The organism is Herbaspirillum sp. C7C8, assembly GCF_022627875.1.
GTDB lineage: Bacteria > Pseudomonadota > Gammaproteobacteria > Burkholderiales > Burkholderiaceae_D > Herbaspirillum.
Genome location: NZ_JABXGG010000002.1, coordinates 203,680 through 225,260, shown reverse-complemented (window position 1 = coordinate 225,260; position 21,581 = coordinate 203,680). Strand labels below are relative to the sequence as shown.

The window sequence follows — 21,581 nt, the reverse complement described above, 5'->3', positions numbered from 1 at the left end:
CGACAGACGACGCAGGCGGCTTGACTCACTGCGGTGGCGCGCCACCCGGCACGCCCGGCGTGTTGGGCACCACCTTCATCCACGGACTGGGGCAGTTCTGGACGTAGGGATAATAAGACTTGGTATCGGAGCAGTAATACCAGTACTCCTGACGCTGCGGTTCCACATAGACCGGCGCCGGCACGCGCTCCACGTAGACCGGCGGCGGGTAATACACCGGCGGCGGATAGTAGACCGGGGGCGGCACCCACAGAGGGCCACCGATGACCACGCCACCATAGAAGCGTCCATGCGCATAGGCCGAGGCACTGGCGACCAGGCCGGCGGTTGCCAGCATGCCGCAGAGGCCAATTGCCGCTAGTTTTTTCATGTCGTTGCCCTTGGGTGTGTCGCAGAATGTTTGAAATGCCTGAAATATTTGCCAGAGGGCATCACGGGCGCGTTCCCCACGCACTCGTGTGAGCCTGGAATCCTTTCCGGCTGCGGCTTGCAGACGCATCTGGCGCAGGAAAGCAATATACGCGCGGGGCACGGTGAAATCTTGAGATGTTTCATTTCGTAACCCTAATCAACAGAGATATACACGGGGTTGAAAAGGCTTTGCAATCAGGGGCTTGTCGCGCCCGCGAAGCACGATCTCATGCGTGCCGCAAAAAACAAAACGGCCTTCTTCAAGGCCGTTGATGGTCGCAGTCTCCGGTAACGCAACACTTCCGGCGCCCCTGCAACCGGGGCGAGATCGCACTGCTCAACCCGGCCGCGTCATCTGCTCCGGCTTGATCCACTCGGCAAACTGCTCTTCTGTCACATAGCCCAGCGCCAGAGCCGCCTGTTTCAGGGTGGTGCCGTCGTGATGCGCCTCTTTGGCGATCTTGGCAGCCTTGTCGTAACCAATGTGCGGGGCCAGGGCCGTCACCAGCATGAGCGATTTTTCCATCAGCTCGCCGATGCGGCTGTGGTTGGCTTCGATGCCGCGCGCGCAGTGCTCCTCGAAGCTGGCCATGCCATCGCCCAGCAGACGAACGCTCTGCAGGAAGTTGTGAATGATCACCGGCTTGAACACATTGAGCTCGAAGTTGCCGCTGGCACCGCCAATGTTGAGCGCGACATCGTTGCCGAAGACCTGGGCGCACAGCATGGTCATGGCTTCGCACTGGGTCGGGTTGACCTTGCCCGGCATGATGGAACTGCCCGGCTCATTCTCGGGAATGGTGATTTCACCCAACCCGGAACGCGGGCCGGAAGCCAGCCAGCGCACGTCGTTGGCGATCTTCATCATGGCCGCCGCCAGGGTCTTGAGTCCGCCGTGCGCGGCCACCAGGGCATCGTGTCCGGCCAGGGCGGCAAACTTGTTGGGCGCCGTCTTGAAGGGGAAACCGAAGTACTTGGCCAGCTCGGCCGCCACGCGCTCGCCGAATTCGGGATGGGCATTGAGCCCGGTACCGACGGCCGTGCCACCAGCGGCCAGCTCGGAGATGGCGTTGAGGGTGGCGATGATGGCCGATTCGGCATGATCCAGCTGCGCCACGTAGCCCGAGAACTCCTGGCCCAGCGTCAGCGGCGTGGCGTCCTGCAGGTGGGTGCGGCCGATCTTGACGATGTCGGCGAACTGCGCAGACTTGTCGGCCAGCGTGGCGCGCAGGGTGTGCAGCGACGGAATCAGGTGCGTGGCCACAGCCATGCAGGCCGCCACGTGCATGGCGGTCGGGAAGATGTCGTTGGAGGACTGGCCACGGTTGACGTCGTCATTCGGGTGGATCAGGCGATCCTCGCCGCGCACCCCGCCCAGCAGTTCGGAGGCGCGGTTGGCCAGCACCTCGTTCATGTTCATGTTGCTCTGGGTGCCGGACCCGGTCTGCCAGACCGACAGCGGAAACTCCAGCGGATGCTTGCCGGCGATGACCTCATCGGCAGCCGCAATGATGGCCTCGGCCTTCTTGCCGTCCAGCTTGCCCAGGTCGCGGTTGACCGTGGCACAGGCGCGCTTGACGGCGGCCAGGGCCACGATCAGCTCGGCCGGCATGCGCTCGGTGGAAATGTGGAAGTGGTGCAGCGAACGTTCGGTCTGCGCGCCCCACAGGCGATCGGCGGGGACTTCGATCAGGCCAAAGGTGTCGCGCTCCATGCGGTGGTTCATGATGCTGGTTCTCCGTGATGAGAGGGCCGCAAGCGGCCCGATGATCCCGTGAGACTCTGGCGCAATGACAAGGCTGAGTCACCGACGAGACTGACAATGTGACATCTAGTGTAACTGCTGGCGGGACCGCCCGCAGGACGCGGCGGCATGAAGCTGGCGAGGGGTTGGCAATGCCGCAGCAAGACCGGCGCGGCAGCGGCAGCGGCAGCGAGGAATCAGCCGGCCTTGTTGTCCTTGGGCGGATCGGGCAGCACACAGGCCTCGACCACTTGCAGGTCGTTGTCCTTGGCGAAGTTGACCACGAAGTGATAGGCCAGTGGTTCCAGCTCGCGCAGGGCTTCGTTGACCACCACCGAGCGCACGCCATCGATGTGGGTAGGCAACACGTAGGGAGAATATTTCAGGTGTGCATTGCGACCGCCGCTGCCTTCAGGACGGAAGCACGACATCACGCCGCACAGGCGCTCCGCCCAGTCGCTGGGGCGGAACTGCCGGCCATCCGAGGTCTTGCCCAGGATGATGAATTCTTTGGCCGGTGCGTTTGCGGGTTTGATGGGATCAGCCATACATGCAGTTCTTCTAAAGCGCTTGCAACCGAATGCCCTTGTCCTGGTGGGACCGGAGCCCTGGAGCGCGCGGTGCCTCGGCGATGCTCTGCCTGGGTGCCTGCGCGGTACTGAGTATTATATCTTATAGAAGACTTGGCTTCTACCGGTCTCCCCGGCTCCTGCATGCCGCTCTGCGATTGCCGGGGCATGCTGCTGCCAGGCAAGTGGCGATCTTGTGAAGTGAAGCCGGAAGTATACCGGGTTGGCGAGAAATGCGTTCCCAAAAACAAAGCGGGCCTGCGCCCGCTTTTTCATCCATCTTTCCGCCTAGCCCATCCACACCGCCACCGACAGCAGCAGCAACAGGAACATCCACAGCAGCAAGGCGCGCCAGACCAGGCCCACGGTGCTTTGCAGGGTGCGTGGCGAGGGTGTGTCGCCAGGCAGGCCGTCGGTTTCCTCGGGCATGGAATCGACCGTGGCAGCGTCAGCCGGCAGGATGATACCGGCCGCTGCTTCCTTCTCGGTGCCGAAGCGCACGCCCATGGCGCCGCCACCGGCGGCCAGGATGATGCCGGCGGCCTCATCGTCCCAGCGGCGGGCGAAGTTGCGCCAGGCATAGATGGCCTCCTCGAAGTTGCCCACCACGGCAAAGGCGGAGGCGGTCAGACGGGCCGGGATCCAGTCGATCCAGTAGAAGGCCTGGGCGGCAAAGCGACCGAAAGCTTCGAACTTCATGTGATCCGGCTCGTTCCAGGCGCGCGACAGATATTCGGCGACGCGGTACATCACCGCCAGCGCCGGCCCCACCGGCATGAGGAACCAGAAGAACACCCCGAACACATGGCGATGCGTAGTGATGAGCGCACGCTCGGAGGCGATGCGCGAGATTTCGCTCACATCCATGCCCGTGGTGTCCTGCCTGGTCCATTCGGCCAGCAGGGTACGCGCGGTCATCTCGTCGCCACTGTTGAGCGCCAGCTGGATGGAAGTGAAGTAATGGCTGTAGTGGCGGAAACCCAGGGTCATGTAGACCACCAGCACGTTCCAGGCGAAGGCGGCCACCAGGCTCACATGCAGCAAGAGCCAGTAGACCAGTGCCACCGGCACCGTCAGGGCACCTACCATCACCACCCAGCCCAGGCGCCCATGATGGGCGTGGCCGGCGTTGAACCAGCCTTCAATCGTGGCCGCGAAAGACTTGATCGACGCGTATACCGGATTGTCTGCGCGCAGTGGTTTGAGTTGTTCGATTAACAGCGCAAAGAGAATGGAAAGAAATGTCATCAAGCTGCCTTAGGGGTCTCTATAGCCCGTACGATAGCGCAGTGCAAGAGGGGAATCAAACAATTGATTCACCCAGCAGGATCAAGCGCGCAATGTCACGGATTTTTACTTACTTGAACACTAACAGAGACATAGCGTCGCAGAGGCGCGACATATTGCACTGTCAACTGCGCAGGAAGTGGAACAGGTTGCGCAGCATGCCGGCGGTGGCGCCCCAGATGAAGTAACGTTCATAGGGCATGGTATAGAAGCTGCGTCGACCGACCGGTGCCGGCAGCTCCACCGAACGACGCTGATGGTTCACGCCATCCATCAGGAAAGCCAGCGGAACTTCGAAAATCTCGGCCACTTCGCGCGGATCGCCGATGGTCTCGAACGGCGGCTGGATCAAGCCCGCCACGGGCGTGACGCGATAACCGGTGCCGGTGAAGTAATCGGGCAGCGAACCGATGACTTCGATGTGATGACGCGCCAGGCCGATTTCCTCTTCGGTCTCACGCAGGGCGGTGTCGATGGCCGAGCCGTCGTAGTCTTCGCGGCGACCACCGGGGAAGCTGATCTGTCCGGCATGGTCTTTCAGGTCAGCTGTGCGCTGAGTGAAGAGAACCGTCAAACCTTGCTCGCGCAGCACGATCGGGATCAGCACCGAGGCCAGCCGGAAACGTCCCTTGGACTCGGCCAGCCGGGCCATCTGGTCGCCGCTGTGCTCGGGCTCCCAGCGCGGCGGGTCGGCGAAGCGCCGGCGCAGCCAGTCGGCATTCAGGCGCGCGGCATCCAGCGCACTTTCGCCGGCGACGTCATCCACCGGCAGATTGAGAGGATCGAAACTGGCCACGTTGTGCTCGCTTGATCGTTAGGTTGGCAGGACTTCCACTTCAACTTCCATTGGGCGTCGGAAACAAAAAAGGGGCGTCGTGAGACACCCCTTTTTCTGACGCATCAACAGGCGACCGATTACTCGGCAGCAGCAGCCTTTGCCGCACGGCTGGGCAGCTTTTCCTTGATACGTGCCGACTTGCCCGAACGTTCGCGCAGGTAGTACAGCTTGGCACGACGCACGTCACCACGACGCTTGACTTCGATCGAGGCGATCAGCGGCGAGTACAGCTGGAAGGTACGCTCCACGCCTTCGCCCGAAGAAATCTTGCGGACGATGAAGTTGGAGTTCAGGCCACGGTTACGGCGGGCGATGACCACGCCTTCGTAAGCCTGAGCGCGCTTGCGGGTACCTTCAACCACGTTCACGTTGACAATCACGGTGTCGCCGGGGGCGAAGTCGGGAATGTTCTTGGCGAGACGCGCGATCTCTTCTTGCTCGAGTTGCTGGATCAGATCCATTTTTTGCTCCTGTAACCATCTTGCCGGCGCCATTGCCACGAGGGCGGATTGTAAAGCCCGGTAGAGGATGGGGTTTCAAACACGGTGACATCGGCCACCGCACGGTGCAGGTCCGTTGCCGGGCCTGCGGTACTGCATTTGCTACAAACCTTCAAGGCTGCGCCAGACTGCCCAGAAACTTTTCATCGGCCTTGCTCAGCAAGCCCTGCTCGCGGGCCCGGACGATGAGGTCGGGACGCTTGGCCTGCGTGGCCTCCAGTGCCCGCTGCCGGCGCCATTTCTGGATCTCGGCATGGTGCCCACCCAGAAGGATGGAGGGCACCGGCTCGCCTTCATAGACTTCCGGACGCGTGTAATGGGGCGAATCCAGCAGTCCGTTGACGAAACTGTCTTCCACTGCCGAGGCACTGTCGTTGAGCGCACCCGGCAAGAGCCGGATCACTGCATCCATCAGCGCCATCGCCGGCAATTCACCGCCGGAGAGGACGAAGTCGCCGATGCTGATTTCCTCGTCCACGCACTTGTCGAGCAGGCGCTGGTCAATCGCTTCATAGCGTCCGCACAGCAACACTGCCCCGCTGTCCTGCGACAGCCGCACCACGCGCTCATGCGTCAGCGGTGCACCTTGCGGTGAAAGATAAATCACACGCGGCCGCGCCAGGCCCAGCGCTTGCTGTCGCTGCTGCGCCGCCTCGATGGCAGCCTGCAGCGGCTTGGCCAGCATCACCATGCCGGGACCGCCGCCATAGGGGCGGTCATCCACGGTGCGGTGATTGTCAGTGGTGAATTCACGTGGATTCCACAACTGCAAGCCCCAGCGCTGCTGCTCAAGCGCCCGGCGGGTAATGCCGGATTGCGTCAGCGCGGCGAACATCTCGGGAAACAGAGTGACGACATCAAACTGCATCACGCCTCCATTTCCTGGGTTCTTTTGAATCTTTTGAATCTGCCGACATCAGCGCCGGAAAAGAAAAAACTGACCTTGAAGGTCAGTAATCCTTGTCCCAGTCGACGATGATCTTCTTTTCGCTCTGCTGCACCGTCTTGACGAACTGGTCGACAAACGGGATCAGCAATTCGGGCAACGCCGCGGATTTCTCCTTGGCACCCTTTTTCGGCTTTGCGTCGGCAGCGGGTTGCGGTTGCAGCGCTGGCGCAGTTTCCTGCACCGGGGCCTTCACCACCAGGATGGGATGGGCGCCGTTGTCCATCATGTCGGACACCACGCCCAGGTGTTCACCCTGGAGATTTTCCACTGCCGAGCCGATCAGATCGACCCAGTAGAATTCATTGTCATCCAGCGCCGGGAAGTGCTTGCGGGAGATGGAGACCACCGTTCCCTTCATGGCTTCGGCCGCATTGCGGTCCGCTACCCCGGTCAGGCGCGCAACGACATCGCCGCTGTGCCCCTTGGACTGCATGACATCGACATCCTGCTTGGGCTGGCCGGGTTTCTCCAGCCACCAGGTCTTGGCATTCAACAAGGCATCTGCCTCGGAAGAATAAGGACGCACGCGAATCCAGCCCTGGATTCCGTAGGCTCCGGTCACATGGCCGACGGTCACGAGATCGTCGGGTGCGGAGAACCCCGCCTGGGCTGGATGAGTCATGAGTACACCAGACCTGTTCTTCATCCGGGCGCCAGCAGAACCGGCGCGGAATCAGACAGGAAAACCTGTATTAAGCAGCAGCCTTGGAACCGGCTTCAGCGACCAGGCGAGCAACGGTCGGCGACAGTTGTGCGCCAACGCCTTGCCAGTGAGCCAGACGGTCAGCAGCGATACGCACGGTTTCTTCCTTGCCGGAAGCGACCGGGTTGTAGAAGCCGATGCGTTCGATGAAACGGCCATCGCGACGATTGCGCGAGTCGGTTGCAACGATGTTGTAGAAGGGGCGCTTCTTGGCGCCGCCACGAGCTAAACGAATAACGACCATAATGGTTCCAGTAAGAATACGGACACGGAAAAGCCGCAGATTATAACGGACTTCCGCCCACCCGGGCAAGTTGCTTGGGGCTTTTGTGCCAGAGACCAACGCACAAAAGCCCTGAAACTCCCCAAAACACGGCAAAAGTGATGCCAAAAGACATCACTTTTGCCCCCATCCGGGCAGGACAGCGGGGTTGCCGACTGTCCTGCCGGAAATGCCTGCCCGCCACGGGCTGGGCTATACTGCTCCGACCCATGACGACAAAATGACCGCCGGCTTCACTTGCGTCGGCGTACAACAGAATAAAGAGACAAGCAGCATGCCCCCATCGCCCCGCCACAAGAACAAGACCCTGACGACCTTCCTGGCCACTGTCTTCGGCAGCATCGGTCTGCATCGCTTTTACCTCTACGGAGGCCGCGACCGCTTCGGCTGGCTGCATGTACTGACCATTCCCTTGTCACTGGCCCTGATGGCGGCTCGGCCGGACTCCCCCAAGCTCTTCACGGGACTGCCCTTCGTGCTCTCGGCCCTGATCGCCTGCCTGGAAGCGCTGGTCATCGGCCTCACCCCTGACGAAAAATGGGATGCACGCCACAACGCCGCCAGCGGCCAGTCCTCGGACTCGCACTGGATCCTGGCGCTGATCCTGGTCCTGACCGTAGGGCTGGGTGCCCTGGGCGTGATCGCCCTGCTGGCGCGCAGCTTCGATTTGCTCTTTACGGGCGGCGCCTTCGGCTGACCACTGCCCTGCCCCAATGAACAAGCCCGGCATGCCGCCAATGCAGCATGCCGGGCTTTGCTTGCAGACGCGGATCAGAACTGGTCTTCGGCCAGCGCCATCACCGCAGCACCGCCATCGACGATGGCCGTGCGATAGGCCAGCGCCTGCGGCAGGATCTGCTCGGCATAGAAACGCGCAGTCGCCAGTTTGGCTTCGTAGAACTTGCCGTCGCCCTCGCCGGACTTGAGCTTGCCCGCCGCAATGGCCGCTGCACGCGCCATCTGCCAGCCGCCCAGCACCACGCCAGCCATCTTCAGGTACGGGACACTACCCGCGAAGACCGCCTTGATATCGCTCTTGACGTTGGCCACCACATACTCGACCACCTGCTCCAGCGCATCGGCGGCGTCGGCCAGGCGCGCCGCGATGGGCTGCAATTGCGCATCGCCCTGCAGCTCGGACACGGTCTGGCGCACCTGGGCGATGATGCCCTTGGCAACGGCACCGCCGTCGCGCACGGTCTTGCGGCCCACCAGGTCATTGGCCTGGATGGCAGTCGTGCCTTCGTAGATCGGCAGGATGCGCGCATCGCGATAATGCTGGGCCGCGCCGGTTTCCTCGATGAAGCCCATGCCGCCATGCACCTGCACGCCGGTGGAAGTCACATCGATGGACATCTCGGTGATCCAGCCCTTGACGATGGGCACCAGGTATTCGTAGAAGGCCTGGTTGGATTTGCGGGTCGCTTCGTCATCGCTGAAGTGCGCCGCGTCCGAGGTAGCTGCGGCCACATAGGACAAGGCCCGCGCCGCCTCGATCTGGGCGCGCATGGACATCAACATGCGACGCACATCGGGCTGGTGGATGATGGCCACCGGACCGGGCGAGCCGGCCAGGTCGCGCGACTGGATGCGGTCGCGGGCATAGGACACGGCCTTCTGGTAGGCACGTTCCGACACCGACAGCCCCTGGATGCCCACGGCGAAGCGTGCCGCATTCATCATGATGAACATGTATTCCAGGCCGCGATTCTCTTCACCGACCAGGGTGCCGATGGCGCCACCATGGTCACCGAACTGCAACACGGCAGTCGGGCTGGCCTTGATGCCCAGCTTGTGTTCGATCGAGACGCAGTGCACGTCATTGCGCGCGCCCAGCGAACCGTCGGCATTGACCAGGAACTTGGGCACGATGAAGAGTGAAATGCCCTTCACGCCTTCAGGCGCATTGGGCGTGCGGGCCAGCACCAGATGGACGATGTTCTCGGCCATGTCGTGCTCGCCATAGGTGATGAAGATCTTGGTCCCGAAGAGCTTGTAGGTCCCGTCGCCCTCCGGCACGGCACGGGTACGCACCAGCGCCAGGTCGGAGCCGGCCTGCGGCTCAGTCAGGTTCATGGTGCCGGTCCACTTGCCGGAGATGAAGTTGGCGATGAAGGTTTCCTTCTGCTGCTGCGTGCCAGCCGTCATCAGCGCTTCGATGGTGCCATCGGTCAACAGCGGGCACAGCGCGAAGGAGAGATTGGCCGAGTTCAGCATCTCGATGCAGGGCGTGGCCAGCAGCTTGGGCAGGCCTTGTCCGCCGAACTCCACGGGATGCTGCACGCCTTGCCAGCCGGCCTCACCGAACTGGCGGAAGGCCTCCTTGAAACCGGGGCTGGTGGTGACCTTGCCGTCGGACCAGCTGCTGGGCGCCTTGTCGGCAGAATGGTTCAGCGGGGCGATCACTTCACTGCAGAAACGGGCGTTTTCTTCGAGAATGGCCTCGGCCGTTTCCGGCGTGGCATCCTCGCAGCCGGGCAGCGCATTCACGGCTGCCAGACCGGCCAGTTCGTTCATGACGAACAACATATCCTTCACGGGCGCGGTGTAACTCATCTCCAACCTCCATTGGGAACGCTCTGCCGGCGTTCCTTGGGTACACGAAAACACCCCGGCTTGAGCCGGGGCGGATACTACGGTTCAGACCAGATCAGCCAAGCTGCTTGACCAGCTCGGGCACGACCTCGAAGAGGTCACCCACCAGACCATAGTCAGCCACCGAGAAGATCGGCGCTTCCTCGTCCTTGTTGATGGCGACGATGACCTTGGAGTCCTTCATGCCGGCCAAATGCTGGATCGCGCCGGAGATACCGACGGCGATGTAGAGCTGCGGCGCGACGATCTTGCCGGTCTGGCCGACCTGCCAGTCGTTGGGCACGTAGCCTGCGTCGACAGCGGCACGGGATGCACCCATGGCGGCGTTGAGCTTGTCGGCCAGCGGCTCCAGGATCTTGAAGCTTTCCGCCGAGCCCATGCCACGGCCACCGGAAACGATGATCTTGGCTGCGGTCAGTTCCGGACGATCCGACTTGGCCACTTCACGGCCCACGAAGCTGGACTTGCCCGAATCGGCCACGGCCGGGATGCTTTCCACGGCCGCCGAACCACCCTGCGCGGCCGGATCGAAACCGGTGGTGCGCACGGTGATGACCTTGATCGGGTCGATCGATTGCACGGTGGCAATGGCGTTGCCGGCGTAGATCGGACGTTCGAAGGTATCGGCCGACTCCACCTTGGTGATGTCGGAAATCTGGCCCACGTCCAGCTTGGCGGCCACGCGCGGCAGGATGTTCTTGCCGTAGGCAGTGGCGGGCGCCAGGATGTGGCTGTAATCCTTGGCGATGGCCAGGACTTGTTCGGCCACGTTTTCGGCCAGGCCATCGGCAAATTGCGGGGCATCAGCCAGCAGCACCTTGGCCACGCCTGCCACTTGGGCGGCAGCGTCAGCGGCGGCCTTGGCGTTGGCGCCGGCCACCAGGACGTGGACGTCACCACCGGCTTGTGCTGCGGCGGTGATGGTGTTGAGGGTGCTGCCCTTGAGGCTGGCGTTGTCGTGTTCGGCAATAACGAGTGCGGTCATGATCAGATCACCTTGGCTTCATTTTTCAGTTTGGCGACCAGGGTCGCGACATCCGGCACCTTCACGCCGGCGCTGCGCTTGGCCGGCTCGGTGACCTTCAGGGTCTTCACGCGCGGGGCGACGTCCACGCCCAGTTCTTCGGGCTTGACGGTATCGAGCTGCTTTTTCTTGGCCTTCATGATGTTGGGCAGCGTGACGTAACGCGGCTCGTTCAGGCGCAGGTCGGTGGTGATGATGGCCGGCAGGGTCAGGGCCAGGGTTTCCAGGCCGCCGTCCACCTCACGGGTCACGGTGACCTTGCCCTCTTCCAGTACGACCTTGGAGGCGAAGGTAGCTTGCGGCCAGCCCAGCAAGGCTGCCAGCATCTGGCCGGTCTGGTTGCAGTCATCGTCGATGGCCTGCTTGCCCAGGATGATCAGCTGCGGCTGTTCCTTCTCGGCCAGGGCCTTGAGGATCTTGGCCACGGCCAGCGGTTGCAGTTCGACATCGGCCGCCACTTCGGCCAGGATGCCGCGATCGGCACCAATGGCCATGGCGGTGCGCAGGGTTTCCTGGCACTGGGTCACGCCGGCGGAGACGGCGATCACTTCGGTCACCTTGCCGCCTTCTTTCAGGCGCACGGCTTCTTCCACCGCGATTTCGTCAAACGGGTTCATCGACATCTTGACGTTGGCGATATCGACGCCGCTGCCGTCGCTCTTGACGCGCACCTTGACGTTGTAATCCACGACGCGCTTGACTGGTACTAATACTTTCATCGCATGGCCCTTGCAAAAAGGAATTGACGTAAACGTAAACTTCCGCAGGATTATAAAAGCAAAACGGGGTGCCTACCGGTTTTTAGCACGATCGTTCTTTTTAATGTTCGCAGCATACACCAAAGATTCACGTGAGCGGAAGAGGAAATGAAGAGAAGCTGAAAAAAACTTCATGCAGCGGAATTGACGCGCGGCCTGCCCATAGGCAACACCGCACCGTTCAGACCGCCAGGTGGGGTACCGGTTCGCCGCGCAGGCCGGCCAGCAGGTTGGAGACGGCCAGCTCGGCCATGGCCAGCCGGGTTTCATGGGTGGCCGAACCGATGTGGGGCAAGGCCACCACGTTGGGGAGTTGCAGCAAGGGCGATTCGGCGGGCAGCGGCTCGACTTCAAACACATCCAGGCCGGCACCGTAGAGGGTCTTGTCCTGCAGGGCCGCGATCAGCGCCGCCTCATCGACGATGCGCCCGCGCGAAGCATTGATGAAGATGGCGCTGCGCTTCATGAGCGCAAATTCGCGTGCGCCGATCAGGCGTTCGGTATCGGCGTTCAGGGGCAGCATGACGCAGACGAAGTCTGCCTGGGCCAGCAATTCGTCCTGACTGACGTAGCGCGCATCGAGTTCGCGCTCGGCCTCGGGATCGGGGCGACGGTTGTGATATAGGATGGGCATGCCGAAACCATGATGCGCCCGCCGTGCCACCGCAGAGCCGATGCGGCCCATGCCGATCAGGCCCAGCGTCTTGCCGTGCACGTTCACGCCGAACTGGGATTGGCCGATGCTGCCCTTCCAGCGTCCGGCCTTGACGTATTCGGCCAGTTCCACCACCCGGCGCGCAGTGGAGAGGATCAAGGCAAAGATGGTGTCGGCAGTGGCTTCGGTGAGCACGCCGGGCGTATGCGCCAGCATCAGCCCGCGCCGACGAAAATAATCCAGGTCGAAATTGTCCACGCCCACCGAGATGGTGGAGGCGATCTTGAGTAGCGGCGCGCCCTCCAGCATGTCGTTGGTGATCGGCAGGCTGGCGCCGATCATGCCATGGGCGGTCTTCAGGGCCGCGAGGAAATCGGCGCGGTTGTCTTGCGTAATACGGTCAAAGAGCGTGACCTCACATTCCGCCTGCAGGCGCTGCAGCAGATGCTCGGGCAATTTTTTGTAGACGACTACGTGCGGCTTCATGGCGATTCCTGTAAGAGTCAAATCAGGCCGAGGCCGCCTCCAGCTCGGCCCGGGTAGGCAAGCCTTCCATGTCACCGACCACCTGGATGGCAAACGCCCCGATGCGATTGCCGCGCATGACAGCCTCGGGCACCGACAAACCTTCCAGCATCGCGCTGATGACGCCGACCGCAAAGCCGTCCCCGGCCCCCACGGTATCGACCACTTCCTTCACCGGCACGCCGGCCACCCTGCCCTCGCCTTCACCATTGCGCCAGTAAGCGCCCTCGGCGCCCAGCTTGATGACCACCATCTTCACACCGCGCTCCAGGTAGTAGCCGGCAATGGCGCGCGGATCTTCATATCCGGTCAGAAGCGTGCCTTCCGACAGCCCCGGCAGCACCCAGTCGGCCTTGCAGGCCAGCGCATTCAACTGCTGCGCCATGACCTCGCGCGACGGCCACAGCATGGGGCGCAGGTTGGGATCGAAGGAAATCGTCTTGCCCTGCGCCCGCATGAAATCCATGGCGTGATGAGCAAAGGCCATCGTCGTGGGCGACAAGGCCGGCGCGATGCCTGTGGCGTGCAGGTGCCGCGCCAAGCCGAAATACGCGGCATCGAAATCCTCCAGCGACAGATGACTGGCCGCCGAGCCCTTGCGGTAATACTCGATGGCCGGATCTGCCCCATCGACTGCCTTGGCCTTCAACTGGATGGCCGTGCGAAATTCCATGTCGGTGAGTACGCGGCTGACGTCCACACCTTCCTGCGCCACCCGCTTGCGGATGAAACGACCAAAGGCATCGTTGCCCACGCGACTGGCCCAACCCACTTTCAAGCCCAGCCGCGCCAGACCGATGGCCACATTGGTCTCGGCACCGGCCAGGCGGCGCGTATATTTTTCCACTTCCTCGAAGGGGCCGACTTCATCGGCCACCAAGAGTGCCAGGGCTTCCCCCCAGGTCACCACATCCAGCTGCATCGTCATTGTGCTTGTCCTCAGACCGCTGCCAGCATCGCCACGTGGCGGCGCGTCGTTTCTTCCAGATCGGTGCCCACCAGCGGGAATTCGATGGCGCGCAAGATGCCCGCAGGGAAATGCCCCAGCATGGCCGGCCAGTGATGGTCCTGTGCCTGCAAGGGCACCGCCTTGAGCTTGCCCTGGTCCTCCTGCACGCCCTTGCAATGTACGTAGCGCACGTGCGGCCCCAGAGAGCGCGCGGCAGTCTCGGGGTCGACGCCCTGCCAGTGCCAGTTGCCCATGTCAAAGGTCATGCCGAAGGCATAGCCATTGCCGGTACAGAGCGCCAGAAAACTGACGATGGGCTCCAGCCTCCCCCCTTGCGGAGTCTGGTCGTTTTCCAGCAAGACTTCGATGGGGGCCTGCGAGAGAAAACGCAGCAGCGATTGCAGATCGCTGCCCGCCGAAAAATGTCCGAGTGATACCTTCAGGAAACGCGCCCCGATCTCTTCGGCCTCGCTCATCGCCAGACTGATCTGCTCACGGTCGAAACGTCCCTCGGTTCCAAACAACTCAAACGGTGCGGAATACACCGAAAACAGCTTGTGCTGCTCCAGCAGTGCGCGCAAGGCAAGCAGGTCCTGCGGCCCATCGAACAGCTCGCGCCGAATTTCAAGGCCTGCGGCCCCGGCCGCCGCCACCATGGGGATGAGGTCAGCATGACCAACCCGCCGCACCAGATCGGCCCCATAGGCCGAGGCGGCGACCAGGACCGGGCTCATTTGATCGACCCTGCGCCGATGAACTGCTTGGCTTCCGGTGTCTGCGGATCGGCGAAAAACTCCTCCGAAGGACGTGCTTCCCACACCTTGCCCTGGTGCATGAAAACTGTCAGATCCGCCACCCGACGCGCAAACTCCATCTCGTGCGTCACCAGCAGCATGGTCATGCCGCCGCGCGCCAGCTCTTCCATGACCTTCAGAACTTCGGCGGTCAGCTCCGGGTCCAGCGCCGAGGTCACTTCATCGAACAGCATCACCTGCGGCTCCATGGCCAGCGAGCGGGCAATCGCCACGCGTTGCTGCTGGCCACCGGAGAGCTGCTCGGGATAGGCGTCGCGCTTGTGGTCCAGGCCGACCTGCTTCAAGACCTTCATGGCGGTCTCGCGGGCGGTCTCGGTGGCGGTCTTCTTGACGATGCGGGGTGACAGCATGATGTTCTCCTCCACGGTCAGGTGCGGAAAGAGATTGTAATGCTGGAACACCATGCCCACATCCTTGCGCAATTCGATCAGGTGTTCGTGCTTGTGGGTCAGCTTGTGACCGGCCACGGTGATGCTGCCGCCATCGATGGTTTCCAGGCCGTTGATGCAGCGGAGCATGGTGCTCTTGCCGGACCCGGAGCGCCCGATGACGGCCACCACCTGGCCGCGCTCGACCGACAGTGAAATGCCGTTCAAGACCTGGTTGCTGCCGAAGCGCTTGGTGATGTTGTCAATCTCAACGATGGGCATGGTATTTCCTTTCCAGGATAAAGGCGAAGCGCGACAGCGGATAGCAGAAAACGAAGTAAATACCGGCCACGATGGGGAAGACCAGGAAGGGCTGGAAGGTCGCATTGCTGACCAGCTTGCCGGCCTGCGCCAGTTCCACCAGGCCGATGATGGAGGCAATCGAAGTGTTCTTGACGATCTGCACCAGGAAGCCCACGGTCGGCGGCAGCGAAATCCGCACCGCCTGCGGCAGGATGACGTAGCGCAACTGCTGCCAGCGCGTCATGGCCAGGGCGGTCGAGGCTTCCCACTGCGGCACCGGCACGGCTTCGATACAACCGCGCCAGATTTCGCCGAGATAGGCGCTGGAATAGATCGTCATGGCGATGGTGGCGGCCACCATGGGCGGGAGCTTGTAGCCGAAGATCGCCAGTCCGTAGAAGGACAGGAACAGCAGGATCAGCACCGGCGTACCCTGGATGATCTGTATATACACTGCCGAGAGCAGCCGCAGCGGGGCAAGATGCGAGGTCCGCATCAGGGCCACCAGGAAGCCGGCGATGCCGCCGCCGACGAAAGCCAGGGCCGACAAGAGCAGCGTCCAGCGCGCCGCTTCCAGCAGGAACAGGAAATTGTCCCAAGAAAAATCAGCAAGCATCACATTCTCCTCGGACGGGCCACGCCCAGGCGGCGACGGCGTTTGAAGACCACCAGACCGATCAGCCAGAAGGCCAGGCGGAACAGCAGGGCCAGCAGGATGTAGAGCACCATCACCACCAGGTAGATCTCGAAGCTGCGGAAGGTCTCGGCATCAAGCAGGTTGGCCGTGGCAGTGAGCTCTTCAGCCGAGATCGCCGAGACGATGCTGGAAGCCAGCATCATCAGCGTGAACTGGCTGGCCAGGGCCGGATAGACTTTTTCCAGCGCAGGCGTGAGGACCACATGCCGGATCACCTGCCAGCGCGTCAAGGCCAGTGCCTGCGCCGCTTCGATCTGCGAGGGGTGGATGGCCATCATGCCGGCCCGCACGATCTCGGTGGAATAGGCGCCGAGATTGACCGTCATCGCCACCAGCGCGGCAATGTTGGCATTGACCTGCACGCCGATCGACGGCAGGCCGAAAAAGATGATGAACAACTGCACCAGGAAAGGCGTACTGCGGATCAGCTCGACATAGGAGGTGACCACCAGGCGCGCCGGCCTGCTGCCGTGGATGGAAATGATGGCGCCGAAAATGCCGACGGCCAAACCGCAGATCATCGACAGCGCGCTCAGCCGTATGGTGAGCAGTGCGCCGACCAGCAACTGATCCAGATGCTGGAAGATGAACGCAAACTGAAAATCGTATTGCATCGTGTGCTCCTCCGACAAATCCGCGCCGCCCGTTCATCCCCTGAGCGGCGCGTGATCTGTTCTTTTCAGGCTGCGCAGGTCATGCCTGCGCAGTCGCTTCTGCAAGACAGGTTCCGTATGTCGGAATCAGAACACCGGCAGGTTGGGCAGCGGACCGGCCCACTTGCGCGAGATCGCATCCAGTTCGCCGTTGAGCTTGACGTAGTAGATGAAGTTGTTGAGCCACTGCTGCAGCTCGTAGGAACCCTTGCGCACGGTCATCGAATTGGGTTGCACCGAGTACGGGAACTTGACTTCGATCTTGCCCTGGCCGCGGCTCTTGACGATCTCATTGGCCATGGTGTTGGGAATCGAGATGGCATCGACCTGGTTCGACAGCAGCGCCTGAGTCACCGTGGAGTCATCCTCGAAGCGCACCAGCACCGTGCCCGGAGGCGCCAGGCGGGTCAGCGCGGTGTCGTTGGTGGAACCGCGCGAGACGCCCACTTTCTTCTTCACCAGGTCATCCAGCTTCTTGTAGCTGGTGCCGACCGGGCCGACGATGGAGAGCTCGAAGCCGCTGTAGGGAATCGTGAACAGCACCGACTTGGCACGCTCGGGTGTGGGCGCCAGCGTGGCGGCCAGCATGTCGACCTTGCCCGACTCCAGCGCCGGGATGCGCGCCGGCGGCACCAGCGGCACGATCTCCACCGGCAGGCCGAGATACTTGCCGATCAGATTGGCCACATCGACGTCATAGCCGATGGGCGTACCCTTGGCGTCAACCGAACCAAAGGGTGGCGTGCCGCTGACCACACCGATGGTGATCTTGCCCTTCTTGGTCAGCTCGGCGATGCTCTGCGCGCTGGCACTGGCGGTGGCCGCCACTGCGCAGGCGGCAGCCAGCGTCAGTGCGACGAATTTTGCGTTGAAAATTTTCTTGATGCTCATCCTGGTCTCCTGATCAATCAATGCCGTGTGGACGGCAGTCCGTTGAGTGCGACAGGCGCCCAATCCCGCCGCCCGCTATCGCAGGTGGCTGCGTGGATTCTGGTGCCCCTCTTTGTTGCTGCCTGCTTTGCTTCCCGCGTGCAGGTCTGTGATACGGCCCGAGGGCCGGAATGCGATTGCGTGATGCGATTGCGAGCTGCTCTGGCCTTGCTGCTCTTCCGTCCTGTTGCAAGGTCTTACCAGTAAGGCGAACTCCGGCCTTCGTTGCCCTGCCCTTTGGTACCGGTTCCAGCGACCGGCTCAGGTACAGCGCATGGCGGCGACCGGCGCCGGACTGATCCTGGCGGCGATACTGCGTGCCAACGCGCGTTGCGGATGCCCCTCCACGCTGGCGGTGGAGCCGCGACAGATGAGACGGGGATCCAGCAGCATTTCCATGCGCACCGAACGTTCGCCGTGGATGCGCACCAGCAGGCGTTCGATGGCGGTAAAACCGATGTCGTAGGTCGGTTGCTCGATGGTGCTGATGCCACTGCCCACCAGAGGCGACCAGGCCAGCTCATCGAAGCACAGCAAGCCCACGTCATCCGGAAAGCGCAGCGTCATGCTCTGCAAGGCCAGCGCGATCTGCAGCGACACCATGCCGTTGCCGGCCAGCAGGGCCAGCCGCCCGCCGCCGGCTGCCGCCCGGCGCAAGAAGAATTCGCGCAGCATCGTGGCCACATGGCCGGGCTGATCCACGTCCACTTCCAGCGTCTGGCCGTAGCAATCGGGACGCTGCGCCATCGCCTGCAAGAAACCGGCCTGTCGCCCTTGTCGCGAACTCACGCCCAGCAGCGGCTGCACCACCAGCGCGATATCGGTATAGCCTTGCGCCAGCAGATGCCGTGTGGCCAGTTGCGCGGCCTTGACGTTGTCGAGTCCCACCAGGTCGAAATCGCAGCCCTCCACATGGCGATCCAGCAGAACCACCGGAAAGGCCGCCTGTCCCAGCTCGCGCAGTGGCGTCACGTTGCGGCCCTGGGTATTGAACAGAAGCCCTTCGACGCTGTAGGAATGCAGAGCCGCCAGCGACTGCTTCTCGCGCGCCTCGTCATTGCCGGTGTTGCACAGCATGAGCGTATAGCCATGCTTCTGGCAGGCCGCTTCCGCACCATGCAGCACGGCCACCGAATAGGGATTGAGAATGTCAGCCACCAGCATGCCGATGAGCCGCGTACGGCCACCCTTGAGACCGCGCGCCATCTGGCTGGGCTGATAGCCCAGGCGCGCAATGGTCTTGCCGATCTGATCGCGCAGCGGTGCCGAGAGCGCGTCGAACTCGCCGCCCAGGTACCGCGATACGCTGGTCTTGGACACCCCGGCCTCCCGCGCAACCTGCGCAATGGTGACCCGGTCGGTGCCGGTCTTGGTGTGTTGTCTCACTATTGCCCGCCAAATCGTTGAACTGCGTCGAGTGATTTGCCTGAAGGTTCCGGGCTGATCATTTATATGAATCTTTTGGAACCGGTTCCAAGATAGCAGCGGGATTCTGGCGGGTCAAACTTATTTCAGATGAAAAATTTGAACAGATGCCATGAATGGTGCGCTCATGTTCTCGCTCGGCAATATGAAAGGATCAGCTGGTGAGACGGGTGCTTTCGGGCGATTGCGTCATTCCCGCCGTCCAAGGTATGAAACCCGGCTCCTGATTGATGCAACGCGCCAAACTCAATGCACCAGCGCCAGGCGACAAGATGCAAACGATCAGTAAAAATTTGTTGCCAGGCACAAGAATGCGATATCATGAATAGTAATTATTCTCATTATTATCTGATTCATGCCCTCGCTCACTCCCGGCGCTCTCGCCGTTCTGCTCGCCTTCTCCGTATTGCCCGCTTCCACCGTCCTGGCGCAGACTGCCAGCAGCACGGACAACAGCACGGCCACGACCCAGTTGCCCACCGTCGATGTGGTTGCCGATGGCGTCAACGACACCAAGTTCAAGGCCACCCAAAGCCAGGTCAACAAATCCGATACCCCGCTGTCGCAGACGCCGCAATCGGTCTCGGTGGTGACGCGCTCCATGCTGGACAGCCAGCAAGCCGTTTCTCTGGCCGATGCGCTGGAGAACGTGCCTGGGGTGGTCGCGCAGCAATACGGACGGCGCGGCTGGGATGACCTGATCATCCGCGGCCAGGTCGCCTCGGATTCGCTGTATCTGGATGGCCTGCGCACGACGGCCAGCTCGCGCGTGGCCGAGCAGTTGTTCGGCCTGCAGCAGGTGGAAGTACTCAAGGGACCAGGCTCGCTCTTGTATGGACTGGTCCTGCCGGGTGGCCTGGTCAACATGGTGAGCAAGCGCCCGCAGGGAACCGACTTTGCCAACGTCGACGTGACCGTGGGCAGCCACGACTTCTACCAGACTACCGTGGACATGAACAAATCCCTGTCCGAAAACGGCAAGCAGGCCTTCCGCATCAATGGCCTCATTTCCAATTCGGACGACGCCACCGACAATGTCTGGTTCAAGAACCGCTACATCGCGCCCTCGCTGTCGCTGGACCTCGGTGCGCGCACCGACTTCACCATTCTGACCAGCTACCAGGAACGCAACTACGTGCGCCAGCAGGGTCTGCCGCTATCGGGCTCGATCAACAGCAACGTCAACGGTGCGCTACCGCGCAGCCTCTTCATCGGCGAACCGGGCGCGCGCCCGTATGCCGCCAACGAGACCCGCATCGGCTATGCGCTGACGCACCGCTTCGATGATGGCTGGACGCTCAACAACAATGTGCGTTACCAGCAGTTCGGGATGAGTGGACAACTGGTGGCCAACAATGCCCTCTCCCGCACCGGCAGCAGCCTCACCCGCACTGGTACGGATCAGACCTATGACGGACAGACCTTCAGCATCGACACCAATGTCCAGCGCAGCTTCAGGACGGCCTTCGGCAAGCACGAGATCACGCTGGGCACCGACTATCTCAACTCGCGCGAAGATACGCGCTCCTATACCTGTACGGTAGCCGCGCTCAACGTCTACAACCCCGTGTATGGCGCACGTTTGAATTGCCCCACCACGCCCGCGACCTATACTTCGACCAGCATTCGCGATACCGGCTTGTATGCGCGCGACAAGATCAGCTTCGGCGAACGCTGGCAATTGCTGACGGGCTTGCGCTACGACAATGCCTCGACCTACTCGACCAATCTGCGTACCGGCGTACATACCGACAATCCGGCCAGCGCCACGACGGGCTCGGCAGCATTGATGTATGAATTGCTTCGCGGGGTACGTCCATACATCAGTTATGCGACCTCGTTCTATCCGAACAGCGGCACCGATGTGAGTGGCGGCACCTTCAAACCAGAGACCGGCAAGCAATGGGAAGCCGGCGTGAAATTCGACCTCGACGAAGGCCGTACCAGCCTCAACGTGGCCGTGTTCGACCTGCGCCGCCGCAACGTGCTGGTGAGCGATCCCAACAACACCGGCTTCAGCGTTGCAGTGGGTGAGCAACGTTCGCAAGGTGGCGAGATCAGCGTGACCTCCGACTTGCGCAATGGCCTCAGTCTCAACGCGGGCTACTCCTACACGGCGGCCATCGTGACCGACGACGGCGGCCAGCGCACCACTACCGTGGGCCAGTGGCTGGACAACGTGCCGCGCCACAACTTCACCACCAGCGCGCGCTATCGCTTCAAGGGCCAACTGGCCGGTTGGGAGTGGAATGGTGGCGTGCATGGGCAGAGCATGATGCGCACCAATGGCTATACCCTGCCCGGCTACGTGCTGGTCGATACCGGTGTGGCCTACAACGCCGAGCGCTGGCGCGCTGCACTGAACGTGAAGAACATCTTCAACACGCATTACTATGCGGGCGGTCTGGCCAAGGCGGTGGCTCTGGGGGATGACCGGACCATTTTGCTGACGTTGGGGTATCGTTACTGATTTCCTGAGTTGAATTCCCACACTTCAAGATCGGCCGCTTCATGCGGCCGATTTTCATCTCGATCAAGTTCGAGAATCGCGCACGTCTTTTAAGACCAGTTTCACTTTCGAACTTTTTCGATTCGAAATC

At 62.0% G+C, this 21,581-nt stretch carries 22 protein-coding genes; 2 read left to right on the top strand and 20 right to left on the bottom strand.

The features are described from left to right. Positions 1 to 25: 25 nt before the first annotated feature. The 9 genes from HWE01_RS03280 to rpsP all read right to left on the bottom strand — a co-directional run bounded on the left by HWE01_RS03280 (position 26) and on the right by rpsP (position 7,245). Positions 26 to 370, bottom strand: a complete 345-nt coding sequence (locus tag HWE01_RS03280) for a hypothetical protein (RefSeq protein WP_008327249.1) — start codon at positions 368 to 370, stop codon at positions 26 to 28. A 378-nt stretch (positions 371 to 748) separates the two neighbouring features. Further along, on the bottom strand, positions 749 to 2,137 hold the full coding sequence (fumC, locus tag HWE01_RS03275) for a class II fumarate hydratase (RefSeq protein ID WP_008327248.1): 1,389 nt from the start codon (positions 2,135 to 2,137) through the stop codon (positions 749 to 751). A gap of 215 nt (positions 2,138 to 2,352) precedes the next feature. After that, on the bottom strand, positions 2,353 to 2,703 hold the full coding sequence (locus HWE01_RS03270; RefSeq protein ID WP_008327247.1) for a DUF3579 domain-containing protein: 351 nt from the start codon (positions 2,701 to 2,703) through the stop codon (positions 2,353 to 2,355). Between the two features lie 309 nt (positions 2,704 to 3,012). After that, positions 3,013 to 3,972, bottom strand: coding sequence for a CobD/CbiB family protein (locus HWE01_RS03265; protein WP_175343031.1), 960 nt, complete (start codon positions 3,970 to 3,972; stop codon positions 3,013 to 3,015). A 163-nt stretch (positions 3,973 to 4,135) separates the two neighbouring features. Then, positions 4,136 to 4,807 carry a CoA pyrophosphatase gene (locus tag HWE01_RS03260; RefSeq protein ID WP_241821083.1) on the bottom strand — a complete coding sequence of 224 codons (672 nt, stop codon included), beginning with the start codon at positions 4,805 to 4,807 and terminating at the stop codon, positions 4,136 to 4,138. Between the two features lie 119 nt (positions 4,808 to 4,926). Continuing rightward, positions 4,927 to 5,310: a 50S ribosomal protein L19 gene (rplS, locus tag HWE01_RS03255; protein ID WP_008327243.1), complete on the bottom strand. Its 384-nt coding sequence runs from the start codon at positions 5,308 to 5,310 to the stop codon at positions 4,927 to 4,929. A gap of 151 nt (positions 5,311 to 5,461) precedes the next feature. Further along, the gene (gene trmD, locus HWE01_RS03250) at positions 5,462 to 6,217 is read right to left on the bottom strand and encodes a tRNA (guanosine(37)-N1)-methyltransferase TrmD (protein WP_034350083.1); all 756 of its coding nucleotides are present in this window, start codon (positions 6,215 to 6,217) and stop codon (positions 5,462 to 5,464) included. A gap of 82 nt (positions 6,218 to 6,299) precedes the next feature. Next, complete coding sequence (rimM, locus tag HWE01_RS03245) at positions 6,300 to 6,920, bottom strand: ribosome maturation factor RimM (RefSeq protein ID WP_241821082.1); 621 nt, start codon at positions 6,918 to 6,920, stop codon at positions 6,300 to 6,302. A gap of 70 nt (positions 6,921 to 6,990) precedes the next feature. Further along, a complete protein-coding gene (rpsP, locus tag HWE01_RS03240) occupies positions 6,991 to 7,245 on the bottom strand; it encodes a 30S ribosomal protein S16 (RefSeq protein WP_008327198.1) in 255 nt (84 codons plus the stop codon). Positions 7,246 to 7,558: 313 nt separating this feature from the next. Here rpsP and HWE01_RS03235 point away from each other — a divergent pair, with 313 nt between their 5' ends. Beyond that, the gene (locus tag HWE01_RS03235) at positions 7,559 to 7,981 is read left to right on the top strand and encodes an NINE protein (RefSeq protein WP_175343035.1); all 423 of its coding nucleotides are present in this window, start codon (positions 7,559 to 7,561) and stop codon (positions 7,979 to 7,981) included. Between the two features lie 74 nt (positions 7,982 to 8,055). On the opposite strand, the gene HWE01_RS03230 is transcribed toward HWE01_RS03235, so the two are convergent. From HWE01_RS03230 to HWE01_RS03180, 11 genes are all read right to left on the bottom strand, one after another. After that, a complete protein-coding gene (locus HWE01_RS03230; RefSeq protein ID WP_008327194.1) occupies positions 8,056 to 9,840 on the bottom strand; it encodes an acyl-CoA dehydrogenase in 1,785 nt (594 codons plus the stop codon). 94 nt (positions 9,841 to 9,934) lie between these two features. Further along, positions 9,935 to 10,864: an electron transfer flavoprotein subunit alpha/FixB family protein gene (locus HWE01_RS03225; RefSeq protein ID WP_039787724.1), complete on the bottom strand. Its 930-nt coding sequence runs from the start codon at positions 10,862 to 10,864 to the stop codon at positions 9,935 to 9,937. Between the two features lie 2 nt (positions 10,865 to 10,866). Then, positions 10,867 to 11,622 carry an electron transfer flavoprotein subunit beta/FixA family protein gene (locus HWE01_RS03220; RefSeq protein WP_034350081.1) on the bottom strand — a complete coding sequence of 252 codons (756 nt, stop codon included), beginning with the start codon at positions 11,620 to 11,622 and terminating at the stop codon, positions 10,867 to 10,869. Positions 11,623 to 11,842: 220 nt separating this feature from the next. Then, positions 11,843 to 12,802: a 2-hydroxyacid dehydrogenase gene (locus tag HWE01_RS03215; protein WP_241821081.1), complete on the bottom strand. Its 960-nt coding sequence runs from the start codon at positions 12,800 to 12,802 to the stop codon at positions 11,843 to 11,845. Between the two features lie 22 nt (positions 12,803 to 12,824). After that, positions 12,825 to 13,769 (bottom strand): sugar kinase, encoded by a 945-nt coding sequence (locus HWE01_RS03210; RefSeq protein WP_283817508.1) that lies wholly within the window; start codon positions 13,767 to 13,769, stop codon positions 12,825 to 12,827. An 11-nt stretch (positions 13,770 to 13,780) separates the two neighbouring features. Next, complete coding sequence (locus HWE01_RS03205; protein WP_241821080.1) at positions 13,781 to 14,524, bottom strand: sugar phosphate isomerase/epimerase family protein; 744 nt, start codon at positions 14,522 to 14,524, stop codon at positions 13,781 to 13,783. Then, on the bottom strand, positions 14,521 to 15,255 hold the full coding sequence (locus tag HWE01_RS03200; protein WP_008327183.1) for an amino acid ABC transporter ATP-binding protein: 735 nt from the start codon (positions 15,253 to 15,255) through the stop codon (positions 14,521 to 14,523). Before HWE01_RS03200 ends, HWE01_RS03205 begins: the two co-directional genes overlap by 4 nt. Next, a complete protein-coding gene (locus HWE01_RS03195) occupies positions 15,242 to 15,892 on the bottom strand; it encodes an amino acid ABC transporter permease (protein WP_008327181.1) in 651 nt (216 codons plus the stop codon). Before HWE01_RS03195 ends, HWE01_RS03200 begins: the two co-directional genes overlap by 14 nt. Continuing rightward, complete coding sequence (locus HWE01_RS03190; protein ID WP_008327177.1) at positions 15,892 to 16,587, bottom strand: amino acid ABC transporter permease; 696 nt, start codon at positions 16,585 to 16,587, stop codon at positions 15,892 to 15,894. Before HWE01_RS03190 ends, HWE01_RS03195 begins: the two co-directional genes overlap by 1 nt. Positions 16,588 to 16,713: 126 nt before the next feature. Further along, complete coding sequence (locus tag HWE01_RS03185; protein ID WP_008327168.1) at positions 16,714 to 17,517, bottom strand: transporter substrate-binding domain-containing protein; 804 nt, start codon at positions 17,515 to 17,517, stop codon at positions 16,714 to 16,716. A 300-nt stretch (positions 17,518 to 17,817) separates the two neighbouring features. Further along, on the bottom strand, positions 17,818 to 18,942 hold the full coding sequence (locus tag HWE01_RS03180) for a LacI family DNA-binding transcriptional regulator (RefSeq protein WP_241821079.1): 1,125 nt from the start codon (positions 18,940 to 18,942) through the stop codon (positions 17,818 to 17,820). 394 nt (positions 18,943 to 19,336) lie between these two features. Here HWE01_RS03180 and HWE01_RS03175 point away from each other — a divergent pair, with 394 nt between their 5' ends. Further along, positions 19,337 to 21,451 carry a TonB-dependent siderophore receptor gene (locus HWE01_RS03175; RefSeq protein ID WP_241821078.1) on the top strand — a complete coding sequence of 705 codons (2,115 nt, stop codon included), beginning with the start codon at positions 19,337 to 19,339 and terminating at the stop codon, positions 21,449 to 21,451. Positions 21,452 to 21,581: the final 130 nt, after the last annotated feature.